Raw genomic sequence first — 15,335 nt, forward strand, 5'->3', positions numbered from 1 at the left:
GAAGGCAAAGCCTCCATTGTCTGCTATAAGCACCCTTTTACTCCCTTTTCATCCTCCGTCACCATTCAGTTTTTCGCATAAATATATGGATGGCGACACAATAAAAAAGGCGCCGTCAGGCGCCTTTCAGGTCGATGCGATTCCAGCGGGGATGACGCCATCCGGGCGCCTTCAGCCAGGGTCAGATGGCCACGGGGGCCTTGATGCCGGGATGGGGGTCGTAACCCAGGATCTCGAAATCCTCGAAGCGATAGTCGAAGATCGAAGCCGGTTTGCGCTTGATCGCCAGGGTCGGCAACGGACGCGGTTCGCGGCTGAGTTGCAGTGCAGTCTGCTCCATGTGATTGGAATAAAGATGCACATCCCCCCCGGTCCAGACGAAGTCCCCCACCTCGAGATCGCACTGCTGGGCCATCATGTGGGTCAGCAAGGCATAGCTCGCGATGTTGAACGGCAGACCGAGGAAGACGTCACAGCTGCGCTGGTAGAGCTGGCAGGAGAGCTTGCCGTCCGCCACGTAGAACTGGAAGAAGGCGTGGCAGGGGGCCAGGGCCATCTTGTCCAGCTCTCCCACGTTCCAGGCGGAGACGATGATCCGGCGGGAATCCGGATTGTGCTTGATGTCGTCCACCGCCTTCTGGATCTGGTCGATGACAGTGCCATCGGCCGCCGGCCAGGAGCGCCACTGGGCGCCGTAGACCGGGCCCAGATCGCCGTGTTCATCGGCCCACTCGTCCCAGATGCTGACGCCGTGCTCCTTGAGGTAGGCGGTGTTGGTGTCGCCGTTCAGGAACCAGAGCAGCTCGTGGATGATGGATCTCAGGTGGCACTTCTTGGTGGTGACCAGGGGGAAGCCCTCGGCCAGATTGAAGCGCATCTGGTGACCGAACAGGGAAACGGTGCCGGTGCCGGTGCGATCGGACTTGACCGTTCCCTCGTCCAGGATCTTCTGCATCAGGTCGAGATAGGCTCTCATTGCGTTGCCTCCTTCCGGCTATCACCATTCATTTTCGCTACCCAGCAAACATCTGGCAGCACAATACTCTTAAACCGACTCAGGGAGAGGCTCACTGCTTGGCCTCCCGGACCCCGCCACTCCCATTGCCGAACAGCTGTGGCCGCTTGTAGGCGACCCAGATCATCAGGGCGCCGATGATGATCATCGGGGTGGAGAGGATCTGGCCCATGCTGATCTCCTGGAAGTAGAGGCCGAGCTGGCTGTCCGGCTGGCGTACGAACTCCACCAGGAAGCGGAACAGACCGTAACACAGCAGGAACATACCGGAGATGGCTCCACGGGGCGGATTCTTGCGCCAGAACAGGTTGAGGATGATGAAGAGTACCACCCCTTCCAGAGCAAACTGGTAGAGCTGGGACGGGTGGCGCGGCTCGGGGCCCGCCTCCGGGAAGATGATGGCCCAGGGCACATCGGTGACCCGGCCCCAGAGTTCGCCGTTCATGAAGTTGCCGATGCGGCCCACCCCCAGTCCGAACGGGATCAGGGGCGCCACGAAGTCGGCCACAGTGAAGAAGTGACGCTTCGTCTTGTGGGCAAACCAGATCATGGCGGTGATGACCCCGATGAGGCCACCGTGGAACGACATGCCGCCGGTCCAGATCTTGAACAGGTAGGTAGGATCGGCGAGGAAGAGATCGAAGTTGTAGAACAGCACGTAACCGATGCGCCCCCCCAGGATCACCCCGAGGAAGCCGTAAAACAGCAGATCAGAGACCTCGTTGCGGGTCCAGCCACTGTTCGGCGCATCGGCGCGGCGACCCGCCAGCCACATGGCGAAGGCGAAGCCGAACAGGTACATGAGTCCATACCAGCGTACCGACAACGGCCCCAAACTGAATGCTACGGGATCAATCTGCGAGAAAACCCAATATCCGTCGTGCTGCATAGTGCGGCCTCAATCATAAGAAAAGCCGCATTCTCCGATCATTTGTCAGCGGGAACAAGATTGAATATCAATCGGGCAGCTTGGCCTTGTGGCCGGCCCGCAGCAGACCGCCCAGGCCGTGCTCTTCCAGATAGCGGGCAAACAGGCCGCGCAGCACATGGGGGTTGTCGTGTTTGAGGCCATCGCTCATCAGGGCCGTGAGCTCGTCGAGGTGGGACTGGCGCAGCACGTACTTGATGCGGGAAATGTTGTGGGTGTTCATGCTGAAGCGCCGATACCCCATGGCCAGCAGCAGAAGCACACCGACCGGATCACCGGCCAGTTCGCCACAGACCGAGACCGGCTTCTGATAACGGTGGGAGGCATCCACCAGGAGCTGCAGGGCGCGGATCACCGCGGGGTGGAAGGCATCGTAGATACTGGCGACCCGGGCGTTGTTGCGATCCACCGCCAGCAGGTATTGGGTCAGATCGTTGCTGCCCACGGACCAGAAGTCGATGAGGGGGGCCATCTCCGGCAGTATGTAGAGGGCGGAAGGCACCTCGATCATCACCCCGAGGCTGGGGTAGCGAATGAGGGCATTGCGGGTGGCGGCCTCTTCGGAGACCTCGCGCCAGGCTTGGTCCAGCAGCCGACGGGAGGCGCGGATCTCGCCGACGCTGCTGATCATCGGCAGCATGATGGCCAGGTTGTCCAGCCCCTCGCTCGCTCGCAGCATGGCCTTGAGCTGGACCAGGAACAGCTCGGGGTGATCCAGGGTGAGCCGGATCCCCCGCCAGCCAAGGAAGGGATTTTCCTCCACGATGGGGAAGTAGGGCAGTTGTTTGTCCCCTCCTACGTCCAGGGTTCGCATGCAGACCGGTCTGTCCCGGTAGGTCTCCAGGATGCCGCGATAGCGGGCGGTCTGCTCCCACTCCGAGGGGAAGCTCTCCTGCAGCATGAAGGGGATCTCGGTGCGATAGAGCCCGACCCCGTCCGCCAGATGGTTGAGGGAGATCTCGGTATCCGCGCTCAACCCCGCGTTGAGCAGCAGGGAGACAGGGGTGCCGTCAGCGGTCTCGGAAGGCTGGGTGTCGACGCTGCGCACCAGGGTATCGAGGGCCTGCTCCTCGCTCAGCAACTGCCGGTACTCGGTCAGGATCACCTGATTGGGTTCGATGAAGAGATCGCCGCTGTAGCCATCGACCACCAGGGTACGGCCCCCAATGTCGCCCAGCGGCAGATCCACCCCCATGATGGCGGCAACCCCCATGGCTCTGGCCAGAATGGCCGCATGGGAGTTGGTGCCCCCTTTGAGGGACACCACACCGCTCAGGAACTCCCGCGGTATCTCGGCGAGTATGGTGGCAGTCACCTCGTCGGCGACCAGCACCACGGGCTCCCCTATGGTGAGCTGCTCGGGCTCGTCCTGTACCAGCCGGCTGATGAGGCGCAGGGCGATATCCTTCACATCGGCGGCGCGCTCGCGCAGGTAGGGGTCCTTCATCCCCTTGAACTGTTCGATCAACCGGTCACTGATGAGCTTGACCGCCGAGATGGCTGTCCAGTGCTCCTTGCCGACCTTGTTGCGAATGGGTTTGATGTAGCCGGGATCGTCCAGCAGGTGCAGATAGATGTCGAAGATGGCGACCGAGTCCTGGCTGTAGCTCTCGCGAAAGCGCAGGGCCAGGCTCTCCAGATCGTGGCGCACCTCCTCGATGGCAAGTTCGAGACGCGCCAGCTGCTTGCCATGATCCTCATCCTTGCGGGGGGTAATGGAGTTCAGCGCCTTGCGCGGGCGCCACACCCAGGCCTTGGCGATGGCGATGCCGCTCGCGCCGGCAATGCCGCGCAGGGGTTTGCTCCAGTCGGTCTTCTGCAACCAGCCCTTGGCCTGGGCCTGGGCGATGCGCGCCGCCAGCTGGGCCGCCAGGGTGACCATGAAGGACTCTTCCCCCTCATCGAACAGGCGGCTCTCTTTTTGCTGTACGACCAGCACCCCCACCACCTGGCGCTGATGCATGATGGGGGCACCGAGGAAGGAGCGAAACGCCTCTTCAGCCACATCGGGCAGGAATTTGAAACTGGGGTGGGAGGGGGCATCCGCCAGGTTGATCAGCTCCTCGCGCTGACCCACCAGACCGACGATCCCCTGCTCGAATGGCAGGGTGGCCTTGCCCACCGCCGACTCGGCCAGGCCATCGGTCGCCGCCAGCCGGTAGCGCCGCATCTCGGGCTCGGCCACATAGACGGAGCAGCAGTTCACCGTCATGGCGAGCCGGGTCTGGCTCACCAATGCCTGCAAGGCCTGCTCGAGGGTATTGGCCTCGGCCATGCTTTCGACGATGCGTCTGAGTTCCGTCAGCAACTAGCTGTGCTCCTTAACGAGAGCGGTTACGCCGCCCATCCTTTCGATTAACCTGCACCACCGGCACCGGCATGGCCAGCGGGGCAAACTCTTTCATCACCCGGCGGTAGACCTCCCGCTTGAAGGAGACGACCTGACGCACCGGGTACCAGAAGCTGACCCAGCGCCAATCATCAAACTCCGGATGGCCATGACAGCCAAACTGGATCCTGGACTCCTTGCCCGGGTTCAACTGCAACAAAAACCACTTCTGCTTTTGGCCAATACAGACCGGTGAACTGTCCCAGCGAACGAGTCGTTTGGGTAAGCGGTACTTCAGCCAGTTGCGGCTGGTCGCCAAGATGGTCACATCGTCAGATTTGAGGCCTATCTCCTCATACAGCTCACGATACATGGCCTGTTCCGGCGATTCACCATCATCAACCCCCCCCTGCGGAAACTGCCAGGAGTGCTGCCCATAGCGCTTAGCCCACAAAACTTGTCCGTCACGGTTACAGATCACGATGCCGACATTGGGACGAAATCCGTCGCCATCTATCACGTGATCACCATATAAAGGCTGAATCTATAAAGGGATTGTTCCACATTCACCCCGTGGCGGCAAACAGGGACTGTCATCTTCCATTCATGAATAACTTGCCATTTCAAGCCAAGTTATAAACAAATTTATGGCGACACCCCATCGAGTTGCCCACCCAGACTGTGCATAAACCTGTGATCAAGCAGGTATATACAGTAGTTTTATCTCAGGGCATTCAAGCAGCCATTATCATAACCCAATCTCACGAAAACAAAATATCCATTTAAATACATATAGTTAATATTTAAGTGCTGGATCAAGATCCATGACTTTTGAGGTCGAGGATCCTCATCGGTATTTGTGAACAAGTCCCGCTGTTCAAAGATCCACCACGGCTGATTTATCCACAAGACTGGCGCATAATCTGCTCCAATATGGCGGGTAAAATCGGCGGGTTCTCACATTAATTTCTATCCGAGACCCAAGATTGATCCCTTTACGCCAGTTATCCAAGATTTCTGTGGATAACTATGTGCAACAGCCAGTCCAAACCCTTGGACAACTCGTTTTACGCAGGATCCTGCCCGGCGCATATCTAGAAAAAAACATCAAAACCCTTTAAAATCATCAGCATAAATATAATTTCGCTGCCGTCGCCCCCCTGTGTATAGTCCACCCGGGATCGGTTATAAAAACAGCGATCCACACGCAGGATCCGGCTTGGTAGAATCAGAGCCACAGACGAGGAGCCCAGATGCCCAACAATCCGCAGTCAGAACAGGAGCTGCTGACCCGTGCCTATGCCATGGCGGGCCTGCCGCTGGCCCAGCTCGCGGCCAGTGCCGGGATCCCGGTGCCACGGGATCTGCGCCGTGACAAGGGCTGGGTCGGTCAGTTGATCGAGTGGCAGCTGGGCGCCAGTGCCGGCAGCAAGCCGGAGCAGGATTTCCCGGATCTCGGCATAGAGCTCAAGACGATCCCGGTGGATCCGGCGGGCAAGCCACTCGAAACCACCTTCGTCTGCGTGGCCCCCCTCATCGGTGTCAGCGGCCAGCGCTGGGAGGAGTCGAACGTGCGTAACAAGCTGTCACGGGTGCTCTGGATCCCGGTGGAAGGCAGTCGCGAGATCCCCATCGGCGAGCGCCGGATCGGCATGCCGCTGCTGTGGAGCCCGAGTGTGGAGGAAGATGACCTGCTGCGTCAGGACTGGGAAGAGCTGATGGACATGATAGTGCTGGGGGAAGTGGAGCAGATCAGCGCCCGCCACGGCCAGGTTATGCAATTGCGCCCCAAAGCGGCCAACAACAAGGCCCTGACCCGCGCCATCGGCCGCAACGGCCAGCCGATCCAGACCCTGCCACGAGGTTTCTACCTCAAGATAGCTTTCACCCATGGCCTGCTGCAGCGCCATTTCGCTCTGCCCATTTGACCCTGGCTATCAACATTCCTGTCATAAGCTGGTATAAAAATAACCAGAAGCACTTTCTTCGCAGTCAATGACAAGGAGGCGTTATGCCGATCAACAAGCAGTTTCTCAAGTCCCGTCCCGAGGTCAAGGTGACCTTCGCTGTGGAAAAAGAGGCCGCCGGCGAGGCGGAGCAGATCTGGTTGCTTGGGGAGTTCAGCCAGTGGCAACCCATTGAATTAAAAAGGATGAAGAGCGGGGAGTTCAAGACCACCCTCAACCTTCCTACCGATGGTCCCAGCCATTTCGAGTTCTGTTATCAGCTGGTGCAGCCGGATGGGGAGACCCTTTACGACAATGACTGGGCAGCGGATGACTATGTGCCCGGTCCCTTCGGGCGGGACAACTCGGTAATACGGGTCGCTCAACCGGCTTGAAACCGGGGTTGCCGCATCGCGGATACAAAAAAGGCTCGCCATTGGCGAGCCTTTTCACTACCTGTCGAGCTATTCGTCGACATACCGACACCAATTCGAATCGAATTAGTTGAGCTTCTCTTTGATACGAGCAGCTTTGCCGGACAGGTTGCGCAGGTAGTACAGTTTGGCGCGGCGAACATCACCACGACGCTTCAGTTCTACACTGTGGATCAGCGGAGAGTGAGTCTGGAATACACGCTCAACACCTTCGCCGTTGGAGATCTTGCGAACGGTGAAAGCAGAGTGCAGACCGCGGTTACGCTTGGCAATCACGATGCCTTCGAAAGCCTGCAGACGCTCTTTACCACCTTCTTTAACACGAACTTGAACACGTACGGTGTCGCCCTGGGCAAAAGCCGGGATGTCGGTACGCAGTTGCTCTTGTTCAAGCTGCTGAATAATCTTGCTCATTGTCTTTCCTTACCTAGGATAAACTGAAAACTCTACTAAACGCTGTCACGCTGTTCGCGGACATACTCGGCAAGAAGTGATTCTTGCTCGTCAGTCAGAGCTAGGTTGTTAATAAGTTCCGGCCTTCTCTGCCAGGTTCGTCCGAGCGATTGCTTGAGACGCCAGCGTCGAATCACTTCGTGATTGCCGCTTGTCAGCGCCTCGGGCACCGCCAATCCATCCAACAACTCCGGCCGAGTGTAGTGGGGATGATCCAGCAGGCCATCCGTGAAGGAGTCCTGCTCGGCACTGGCCTGATCGCCCAAAACCCCGGGGACCAGACGCGAAACCGCATCGATCAGGGTCATGGCAGGCAGTTCGCCACCACTTAACACGTAATCCCCGATAGACCACTCTTCGTCGACTTCGGTTTGTATCACGCGTTCATCGATACCTTCGTATCGACCGGCGACCAGAATCAGCTTTTGATTCGTCGCCAACTCGGTTACGCCCGCTTGAGTCAGCTTGCGTCCCTGAGGGGAGAGATAGATGACTTTCGCCCCGTCTCCCGCCGCTTGCTTGGCCGCATGAATCGCATCACGCAGCGGCTGAACCATCATTAACATGCCAGGCCCACCACCATAAGGACGATCATCGACCGTACGGTGTTTGTCGTGGGTGAAGTCCCGGGGGTTCCAGCACTCAATCTGCAGCAGGCCACTCTTGACGGCCCGACCCGTTACCCCGTGCTCGGTAATGGCTCGGAACATTTCCGGGAAGAGGCTAATCACCCCAATCCACATAAGAAACCTCCGGCACCCATGTTAGCGCGGGAAACTAGAAACCAGGATCCCAATCAACTTCGATTGTGCGAGCAGTCAGATCAATGTTCTTGATCACCTGCTCTTCCAGGAACGGAATCAACCGCTCCTTCGCACCGAAGGCATCTTTTACATTGGCTTCAACCACCAACACATCGTTGGAGCCGGTTTCCATCAATTCGGTCACCTTGCCCAGGTCGTATCCCTTGGTGGTCTTTACGGTGCAACCGATGAGGTCACGCCAGTAGAATTCACCTTCGGGCAACGCGGGCAACAGATCGGCGTTAACGCCAATCTCGACATTGGTCAATGCCAGGGCATCCTCGCGCACATCGATACCATCGAGCTTGCAGATCAGACCCTTGTTGTGACGCTTCCAGGCCGAAACCCGGATCTCACGCCACGCCCCGTTCTGATTGATCAGCCAGGGGTTGTAATCGAAAATCGCTTCGGCAACATCGGTGAAGGAGTTCACTTTAAGCCAGCCCTTGATACCGTAAACGGTGCCCAGGGTGCCCAGAACTACAGGTTTTTCCACCTTAACTCCCTACCGTTTGGCTGATTAAGCAGCTTTAGCAGCGTCTTTGATCAGCTTGGCAACGCGGTCAGAAACAGCGGCACCAGTAGCAACCCAATGCTCGATACGAGCCAGGTCCAGGTTCAGCTTTTCAGCGTTACCAGCAGCAACCGGGTTGAAGAAACCAACGCGCTCGATGAAACGACCGTCGCGGGCATTACGGCTGTCAGCAACTACTACCTGGTAGAACGGACGCTTTTTCGCGCCACCACGTTGTAAACGAATGGTTACCATATCGTCCTCATAAACATCTAATGAACAAGGCCCGCAAATACGCGGACCCTAGCTTAAAATAAGCCGCATAATTCTACTTGGATTCGTAATAATTGCAACCGAGCCAGCCACTTTTTGCACAAGGATGAGCATGAAAAGGGCCCACCGCTGGTGAGCCCTTGCATGGCTGGCTGTCGCCTCGGGATTAGAAGGGGCCGCGGCCGCCACCAAATCCCGGTGGCAGCATATTTTTCATCTGCCCCATCATCTTGCGCATGCCGCCCTTGCCGGACATCTTCTTCATCATGCGCTGCATCTCGGTGAACTGCTTGAGCAGCTTGTTCACGTCCTGCACCTGCATGCCGGAACCGGCTGCGATGCGGCGTTTGCGGGACCCCTTGATGAGATCGGGATGAGCACGCTCCTTCGGGGTCATGGAGCTGATGATGGCCTCCATGCGCACGGTGAGCTTGTCATCCATCTGATCCTTCACGTTGTCCGGCAGCCCGGACATGCCCGGCAGCTTGTCCAGCATACCCATCATGCCGCCCATGTTGCGCATCTGGGCCAGTTGTTCGCGGAAGTCCTCCAGATCGAAACCCTTGCCACTCTTGACCTTGCTGGCCAGCTTGGCGGCTTTCTCTTTATCGACAGTGCGCTCCACCTCCTCGATGAGGGAGAGCACGTCCCCCATGCCGAGGATACGGGAGGCAAGACGGTCCGGGTGGAAGGGTTCCAGCGCATCGGTCTTCTCCCCCATACCGATGAACTTCACCGGCTTGCCGGTGATGTGGCGTACGGACAAGGCCGCGCCGCCGCGGGCGTCGCCGTCCGCCTTGGTGAGAATGACACCGGTGAGCGGCAGCGCCTCGTTGAACGCCTTGGCGGTGTTGGCGGCATCCTGACCGGTCATGGCATCCACCACGAACAGGGTCTCGACCGGCTTGATGGTGGCATGCAGATCCTGGATCTCCGCCATCATCTCGCTGTCGACGTGCAGACGACCGGCGGTATCGACGATCACCACGTCATAGAACTTCTTGCGCGCCTGATCGATGGCGGCGGTGGCGATGGCCACCGGCTTCTGGGTCACGTCGCTCGGGAAGAAGTCCACCCCGATGTCGCCGGCCAGGGTTTCCAGCTGCTTGATCGCCGCCGGGCGATAGACGTCCGCACTGACAACCAGCACCTTCTTCTTGCTGCGCTCTTTGAGCAGCTTGGCCAGCTTGCCAACCGTGGTGGTCTTACCGGCACCCTGCAGACCCGCCATCAAGATGATGGCTGGCGGCTGGGCAGCCAGGTTGAGCTGCTCGTTGGCTTCTCCCATCACGGAGACCAGCTCGCCGTGCACTATCTTGATGAAGGCCTGGCCCGGGCTCAGGGACTTGGCCACTTCCTGGCCGACCGCCCGCTCCTTGACCCGTGCCACGAAATCACGCACGACCGGCAGGGCGACGTCCGCCTCGAGCAGCGCCATGCGCACTTCACGCAGGGTATCCTTGATGTTCTCTTCGGTCAGTCGACCACGGCCACTGACATTGCGCAGGGTGCGCGAGAGTCGTTCTGTCAAATTCTCAAACATGACGCATTCCGGTTCTTGGCGTAACAATTGGGGGCATTATACCCCAGACAATCCTGTGGGACGATTATTCACCGCAAGGAGCGAGGGGCAACCCCTTCACGAGCAAGACCTGCACATCCATCGGTACAGGATACTCATGCCCGACACGGCCCAGCGAAGGCAGGATTTTGCCTCCTGTCGACGCCAATGGGTGTCAGGGAAGGGATCAACCACCAGTCTGCTGCTTATATATGGGCAGTTAGCCGCTGGCGCAACTGGCGAGCATATCTTGTGCAAGGTATACTGCTCCTCTTATTCCATAAAGCTTGCTTAACAACGACCTGGTTATGATCGTGATCTCCATCCTGGCCCTGGCGTTTTATCTGCTGGCCATCATCGCCTCGCTGCACCTGCTGCTCAGCGCCAAGCCCGTCGGGCAGGTACCGCTGTTCGCCTGTGTGGGCCTGGCCCTGACAGCCCATGGCGTTGCGGTTGGCAGCGAAGTGCTGGCTACTCAGTCGGGCCAGAACCTCAGCATGCTGAACGTCGCCTCCCTGGTCAGCCTCATCATCAGCTGCTTCATGACCTGCGTCACCCGCCGTTTCAACGGCTGGATCCTGCTCCCCGTGGTCTACAGCTTCTCCGCCCTGTTGCTGGCGGCGAGTGCGCTGATCCCGGGCCGCTACATCACTCATCTGGAAGCCCATCCCCAGCTGCTGCTGCACATCGGTCTGGCCCTGATGGCCTATTCGGTACTGATGATCGCCTGCCTGTTTGCGCTTCAGCTCGCCTGTTTGGACAGGCAACTCAAATCCAGAAAAATCAGCAATCTGCCAGCCATGCCACCGCTGATGACGGTGGAACGCCGGCTGTTCCAGCTCATCTCGGCCGGCCTGTTCCTGCTGACGCTCTCCATCGCCTCCGGGCTCTTTTTCCTGGATGACATGTTCGCCCAGGGCAAATCCCACAAGGCGGTACTCTCCATCCTGGCCTGGTGCGTCTACATATTGCTGCTGTGGGGTCACCATACCCGCGGCTGGCGCGGTCGCAAGGTCATCACCCTGAGCCTCATCGGCAGCGTCATCCTGACCTTGGCCTATTTTGGCAGCCGCTTCGTCAAGGAAGTCTTGCTGAGCTGACGGCCCGGCCATCCTCCAACCATCCAACAGGAGCCCTTCTTGGACAGTATCTCAACGAGTACATTACTGATTGTTCTCGTTATCTTGATCCTCTTGTCAGCCTTCTTCTCCAGTTCCGAAACCGGTCTGATGTCTCTCAACCGTTACAAGTTGCGGCATCTGGCCCAGACCAAGCACAAGGCCGCCCGCCGGGTTGAAAAACTGCTGGCACGGCCGGATCGTCTGCTCGGCCTCATCCTGATCGGCAACAACCTGGTCAACATCCTGGCTTCCGCCATCGCCACCATTGTCTGTATCCGGCTGTTCGGGGATCTCGGGGTCGCCATCGCCACCTTCGGCCTGACCCTGGTGGTACTGGTATTTGGGGAAGTCACCCCCAAGACCCTGGCGGCCATGTTCCCTGAGCGCATCGCCTATCCGGCCTCCTGGGTACTCAAGGGATTGATGGTCCCCCTCGCCCCTTTCGTCTGGCTTATCAATGGCATCACCAACCTCTTGCTCAAGCTGATGCGGTTGGAGCACCGCAAGGATGACTCTCTCAATACCGAGGAGCTGCGCACCATCGTCAACGAGGCGGGCAGCCTCATCCCCCAGCGCCATCAGGAGATGCTCATCAGCATCCTGGATCTGGACAAGATGACGGTGGAGAACATCATGGTGCCGCGCAGCGAGATCTCGGCCATCGATATCAACGACGACTGGAAGACCATACTGCGCCAGCTTGCCCATTGCGCTCACACCAAGATCCTGCTCTATCGCGACAATATCGATGACGTTGTCGGATTTTTGCACTCCCGGGATGCCCTCAGACTGGTGGCCAGGGATCAGTTCAGCAAGTCCAGCCTGCTGCGGGAAGTGGACCCCATCTACTTCATTCCGGAGGGCACTCCCCTCAACGTGCAACTGGCCAAGTTCCAGCGCAACAAGGAGCGGATCGGGTTGATTGTCGACGAATACGGGGATATTCAGGGGTTGATCACCCTGGACGACATTCTCGAAGAGATCGTGGGGGATTTCACCACTTCCATGGCTCCGGCGCCCAGCGACGAGATCCACCCCCAGCCGGACGGCTCATTCCTAGTAGAAGGCTCCGCCAACATCCGCGAGCTGAACAAGGAGATGAACTGGCACCTGCCCATGGACGGTCCCCGCACCCTCAACGGGGCACTGCTGGAGTATCTGGAGGAGATCCCCCAGCCCAACATCAGCGTGAGGCTGGCGGGCTATCCCATCGAGATCCTTGAAGTGGAGAACAACATGGTGAAGATGGCGCGGATCATGCCCCATCTATACCGCAACGAGTCGGGTTACGAGGATTGAAAAAAAGGCTGCCGATGGCAGCCTTTTTCGTTTCACTCGTTTTCGTCGTCCGGCTCCAGCACCAGGGTCGGGATCATTTCGCCAAACACCCGCTGCAGTTCGTCGCGATTGGCCAGCAAGTCTTTCAGGGTGTAGCCGTCCATCACCGCCAGGAAGGCGTTCATCGCCTCTTTCAGGGCACTCTTCAGCAGGCAGACCGAAACGATGTGGCAGACAGGCGAGTTGCAGTCGATGCCATCCAGGTTTCCTTCCAGCGCCCGGATCACCTGACCGATGTTCACCTCCTCCGGTGCGCAGGCCATGCGGATCCCGCCGTTCTTGCCACGCTGGGACTGCAGGTAACCCAGCTTCACCAGCTGGTTCACCACCTTCACCATGTGGTTGCGGGATACGTCGTACAAGGCGGACACCTTGGCAACGCTCGACAGCTCCCCTTCCGGCAGCGTGGCCAGATAGAGCAGGGCTCTCAATCCAAAATCGGTATAGCTCGTCAGTCTCATAATGCCTGTGGCGCATAGCGCAAAAAAATTGGTTATTGATTCAGATCAATTAAACATCTAGGATGCAACTTATGAAGTGACATTTTAGATGTTCAATTAAAAAGGATCCCTATGTTAGATCAAGCCACCATCGCAGTCATCAAAAGTACCATTCCCCTGCTCGAATCTGCGGGCCCCGCCCTGACCCAGCACTTCTATCAACGCATGTTCAGCCACAATCCGGAACTGAAGGATATCTTCAACCTGGCGCACCAGCGCAGTGGTGGTCAGCCGTTGGCGCTGTTCAATGCGGTGGCGGCCTATGCCAGGAATATCGACAACCTGGGCGCCCTCTCCGGCGCGGTGGAACGCATCGCCCACAAGCACACGGGTTTTCTGATCCAGCCGAAACAATATCACATTGTGGGTAGTCATCTCTTGGCCACGCTCAAAGAATTGGGCGGCAGTGCGGTCACCGACGAGGTACTGGACGCCTGGGGCAAGGCTTATGGGGTGCTGGCCAGCATCTTCATCGGCCGCGAGAGCGAGATCTATCAGGAGAAGGCGCAGCAGCCGGGAGGCTGGCAAGGCACTCGCCCCTTCATCATTCGCGAGAAGCGCAAGGAGAGCGAACTCATCACCTCCTTCGTGCTGGCTCCCGCAGACGGAGAGGCCGTACTGAGCTTCAAGCCGGGACAATACCTCAGCATTCAGCTCAATCACCCCGAGCTCGAGTATCAGGAGATCCGCCAGTACTCCCTCTCCGACGCCCCCAATGGCCGCGACTACCGCATCAGCGTCAAGCGTGAGCCAGAGGGTCAGGCCTCCAACCTGCTGCACGACGTGCTGCAAGTCGGTGACGAGGTGGCCCTGATGCCGCCGACCGGTGACTTCTTCCTGCAGACCGATCCCCGTACGCCCGTGGTGCTGCTCAGCGCCGGCGTAGGCCTGACCCCCATGTTGAGCATGCTCAACCAGTTGCTGACAAAGGGCCATGATGCCGATATCCGCTGGCTGCATGCCTGCGAGCACGGGGCATTGCACGCCTTCAACGAGGAGATCCGGGACAAGAGCCGGAAACATGCCAATCTGGAGAGCCGGGTCTGGTATCGGGAACCACAGGTGCAGGATGAACAAGGGAAGGACTACGACTTCGCCGGCATGCTGAATATTGAACAGGTCAGCGGCCTCATCCCGGCCAATGCCCACTTCTACTTCTGCGGCCCGATCGCGTTCATGAAATCGGTGAAGGGACAATTGAGCGATCTCGGCGTGCCTGCCGACAAGATGCACTACGAAGTCTTTGGCCCCCACCAGGACTTCTAAGCCCGATATTCCCTTCAAAACAGCGAGGCCCACCGTCAGGGTGGGCCTCGTCCTATTCGTCCGGCAAACCGGGCTTTAGCGCATAGCCTTGGCGCGGGCGATGGCATTGGCCGGCATGCGATTGCCCAATCGGCTGAGCAGGCTGCCCGCCTTCTGGTGAGTCGCCTTGTCACCGATGACGGCGCCGTGCAGCCAGTGATACGCCTCCTCGTAATCCAGCGGGCTCCCCATGCCCTGCAACAACATCTCCACCCACTCGATCTGGGCCCGCAGGAATCCCAGGCTCGCCGCTTCCCGCATCAGGGTCTCGGCACGAGCCAGATCCTTCTGCACCAGTATCCCCTTCCAGTAGTAGCGGCCAAGCTGCTCCAGGGCCGGGGCCAACCCCTGATTGGCCGCCTCCCACATGTACTGGACCCCGATCTCCGCATTGGGTTTGATACAGACTCCCCAGGCCAGCATGTCTCCCCACAGGAACTGGTAGGCCGGGATCTTCATCACCGAGGCCCGCGCCTCGATGTCTTGGGTCAACTGGCACCTGTCCTGTTTCACCCGGGCCAGATGGCGCCCCTGTTCTATCCAGTTGAGCAGCTCATCCTGCCGATAGAGCGGCACCGCCTGCAGCTCTCCGCTGGCGATGGCAGCAGGCACAGCCGCCTTGGGCAGGGGGGCCGGAGCCTGAGCCTTGACCGGAGCCGCCTGGACCGGAGCCAAGGGCGCCGTCACCGCTCCCAGCGCCGCGTCCTGCGGAGCAATGATGGGGGGGGAAATGGGAGCCGCGGAACCGATGGCAGCAGACGCTGGCAAGGCGTTCGTCAACGAGATCGCCGTCGAGACGGCGGCAGAGATAGGCG

General features: G+C 58.9%; 16 protein-coding genes. 5 read left to right on the plus strand and 11 right to left on the minus strand.

The features are described from left to right. Positions 1-181: 181 nt before the first annotated feature. From thyA to rppH, 4 genes are all read right to left on the minus strand, one after another. Complete coding sequence (gene thyA / locus ABNP46_RS18125; RefSeq protein ID WP_349919666.1) at positions 182-976, minus strand: thymidylate synthase; 795 nt, start codon at positions 974-976, stop codon at positions 182-184. Positions 977-1,067: 91 nt separating this feature from the next. Beyond that, on the minus strand, positions 1,068-1,904 hold the full coding sequence (gene lgt, locus ABNP46_RS18130; protein ID WP_349919667.1) for a prolipoprotein diacylglyceryl transferase: 837 nt from the start codon (positions 1,902-1,904) through the stop codon (positions 1,068-1,070). A 67-nt stretch (positions 1,905-1,971) separates the two neighbouring features. Beyond that, the gene (ptsP, locus tag ABNP46_RS18135) at positions 1,972-4,251 is read right to left on the minus strand and encodes a phosphoenolpyruvate--protein phosphotransferase (RefSeq protein ID WP_349919669.1); all 2,280 of its coding nucleotides are present in this window, start codon (positions 4,249-4,251) and stop codon (positions 1,972-1,974) included. A gap of 13 nt (positions 4,252-4,264) precedes the next feature. Next, positions 4,265-4,792, minus strand: a complete 528-nt coding sequence (rppH, locus tag ABNP46_RS18140) for an RNA pyrophosphohydrolase (protein ID WP_349919671.1) — start codon at positions 4,790-4,792, stop codon at positions 4,265-4,267. 733 nt (positions 4,793-5,525) lie between these two features. On the opposite strand from rppH, the gene mutH reads away from it, so the two are divergent. Both mutH and ABNP46_RS18150 read left to right on the plus strand, forming a co-directional pair. Then, positions 5,526-6,200, plus strand: a complete 675-nt coding sequence (mutH, locus tag ABNP46_RS18145; protein ID WP_349919672.1) for a DNA mismatch repair endonuclease MutH — start codon at positions 5,526-5,528, stop codon at positions 6,198-6,200. Between the two features lie 83 nt (positions 6,201-6,283). Next, on the plus strand, positions 6,284-6,613 hold the full coding sequence (locus ABNP46_RS18150) for an isoamylase early set domain-containing protein (RefSeq protein ID WP_349919673.1): 330 nt from the start codon (positions 6,284-6,286) through the stop codon (positions 6,611-6,613). Between the two features lie 105 nt (positions 6,614-6,718). Here ABNP46_RS18150 and rplS read toward each other — a convergent pair whose 3' ends face one another. The 5 genes from rplS to ffh all read right to left on the minus strand — a co-directional run bounded on the left by rplS (position 6,719) and on the right by ffh (position 10,238). Continuing rightward, the gene (rplS, locus tag ABNP46_RS18155) at positions 6,719-7,066 is read right to left on the minus strand and encodes a 50S ribosomal protein L19 (protein ID WP_005313505.1); all 348 of its coding nucleotides are present in this window, start codon (positions 7,064-7,066) and stop codon (positions 6,719-6,721) included. Between the two features lie 35 nt (positions 7,067-7,101). Next, the gene (gene trmD, locus ABNP46_RS18160; RefSeq protein ID WP_349919674.1) at positions 7,102-7,848 is read right to left on the minus strand and encodes a tRNA (guanosine(37)-N1)-methyltransferase TrmD; all 747 of its coding nucleotides are present in this window, start codon (positions 7,846-7,848) and stop codon (positions 7,102-7,104) included. Positions 7,849-7,882: 34 nt separating this feature from the next. Further along, a complete protein-coding gene (rimM, locus tag ABNP46_RS18165) occupies positions 7,883-8,404 on the minus strand; it encodes a ribosome maturation factor RimM (RefSeq protein ID WP_277856305.1) in 522 nt (173 codons plus the stop codon). 24 nt (positions 8,405-8,428) lie between these two features. Further along, positions 8,429-8,677 carry a 30S ribosomal protein S16 gene (gene rpsP / locus ABNP46_RS18170; RefSeq protein ID WP_010673084.1) on the minus strand — a complete coding sequence of 83 codons (249 nt, stop codon included), beginning with the start codon at positions 8,675-8,677 and terminating at the stop codon, positions 8,429-8,431. Between the two features lie 184 nt (positions 8,678-8,861). After that, entirely contained in the window at positions 8,862-10,238 is a 1,377-nt protein-coding gene (gene ffh / locus ABNP46_RS18175; RefSeq protein ID WP_349919675.1) for a signal recognition particle protein, read from the minus strand. A 326-nt stretch (positions 10,239-10,564) separates the two neighbouring features. Between ffh and ABNP46_RS18180 the strand changes: the two genes are divergently transcribed. Then, positions 10,565-11,356 (plus strand): cytochrome C assembly family protein, encoded by a 792-nt coding sequence (locus ABNP46_RS18180; RefSeq protein WP_349919677.1) that lies wholly within the window; start codon positions 10,565-10,567, stop codon positions 11,354-11,356. Between the two features lie 39 nt (positions 11,357-11,395). Next, entirely contained in the window at positions 11,396-12,676 is a 1,281-nt protein-coding gene (locus ABNP46_RS18185) for an HlyC/CorC family transporter (RefSeq protein ID WP_349919679.1), read from the plus strand. Between the two features lie 32 nt (positions 12,677-12,708). Here ABNP46_RS18185 and ABNP46_RS18190 read toward each other — a convergent pair whose 3' ends face one another. Further along, positions 12,709-13,176, minus strand: coding sequence for an Rrf2 family transcriptional regulator (locus ABNP46_RS18190; protein ID WP_349919680.1), 468 nt, complete (start codon positions 13,174-13,176; stop codon positions 12,709-12,711). A gap of 111 nt (positions 13,177-13,287) precedes the next feature. Here ABNP46_RS18190 and hmpA point away from each other — a divergent pair, with 111 nt between their 5' ends. Next, the gene (gene hmpA, locus ABNP46_RS18195) at positions 13,288-14,481 is read left to right on the plus strand and encodes an NO-inducible flavohemoprotein (RefSeq protein ID WP_349919681.1); all 1,194 of its coding nucleotides are present in this window, start codon (positions 13,288-13,290) and stop codon (positions 14,479-14,481) included. A gap of 75 nt (positions 14,482-14,556) precedes the next feature. On the opposite strand, the gene ABNP46_RS18200 is transcribed toward hmpA, so the two are convergent. After that, positions 14,557-15,147, minus strand: coding sequence for a tetratricopeptide repeat protein (locus tag ABNP46_RS18200; RefSeq protein ID WP_349922559.1), 591 nt, complete (start codon positions 15,145-15,147; stop codon positions 14,557-14,559). Between the last annotated feature and the right edge of the window lie 188 nt (positions 15,148-15,335).

The organism is Aeromonas veronii (genome assembly GCF_040215105.1).
In the GTDB taxonomy this organism is placed as follows: Bacteria; Pseudomonadota; Gammaproteobacteria; order Enterobacterales; family Aeromonadaceae; genus Aeromonas; species Aeromonas veronii_G.

What these genes read in the sequence shown, in the direction of transcription:
- thyA (WP_349919666.1), bottom strand. Translation starts at nt 976, where the DNA reads ATGAGAGCCTATCTCGACCTGATGCAGAAGATCCTGGACGAGGGAACG.
- lgt (WP_349919667.1), bottom strand. Translation starts at nt 1,904, where the DNA reads ATGCAGCACGACGGATATTGGGTTTTCTCGCAGATTGATCCCGTAGCA.
- mutH (WP_349919672.1), top strand. Translation starts at nt 5,526, where the DNA reads ATGCCCAACAATCCGCAGTCAGAACAGGAGCTGCTGACCCGTGCCTAT.
- ABNP46_RS18150 (WP_349919673.1), top strand. Translation starts at nt 6,284, where the DNA reads ATGCCGATCAACAAGCAGTTTCTCAAGTCCCGTCCCGAGGTCAAGGTG.
- rplS (WP_005313505.1), bottom strand. Translation starts at nt 7,066, where the DNA reads ATGAGCAAGATTATTCAGCAGCTTGAACAAGAGCAACTGCGTACCGAC.
- trmD (WP_349919674.1), bottom strand. Translation starts at nt 7,848, where the DNA reads ATGTGGATTGGGGTGATTAGCCTCTTCCCGGAAATGTTCCGAGCCATT.
- rpsP (WP_010673084.1), bottom strand. Translation starts at nt 8,677, where the DNA reads ATGGTAACCATTCGTTTACAACGTGGTGGCGCGAAAAAGCGTCCGTTC.
- ffh (WP_349919675.1), bottom strand. Translation starts at nt 10,238, where the DNA reads ATGTTTGAGAATTTGACAGAACGACTCTCGCGCACCCTGCGCAATGTC.
- ABNP46_RS18180 (WP_349919677.1), top strand. Translation starts at nt 10,565, where the DNA reads ATGATCGTGATCTCCATCCTGGCCCTGGCGTTTTATCTGCTGGCCATC.
- ABNP46_RS18190 (WP_349919680.1), bottom strand. Translation starts at nt 13,176, where the DNA reads ATGAGACTGACGAGCTATACCGATTTTGGATTGAGAGCCCTGCTCTAT.
- hmpA (WP_349919681.1), top strand. Translation starts at nt 13,288, where the DNA reads ATGTTAGATCAAGCCACCATCGCAGTCATCAAAAGTACCATTCCCCTG.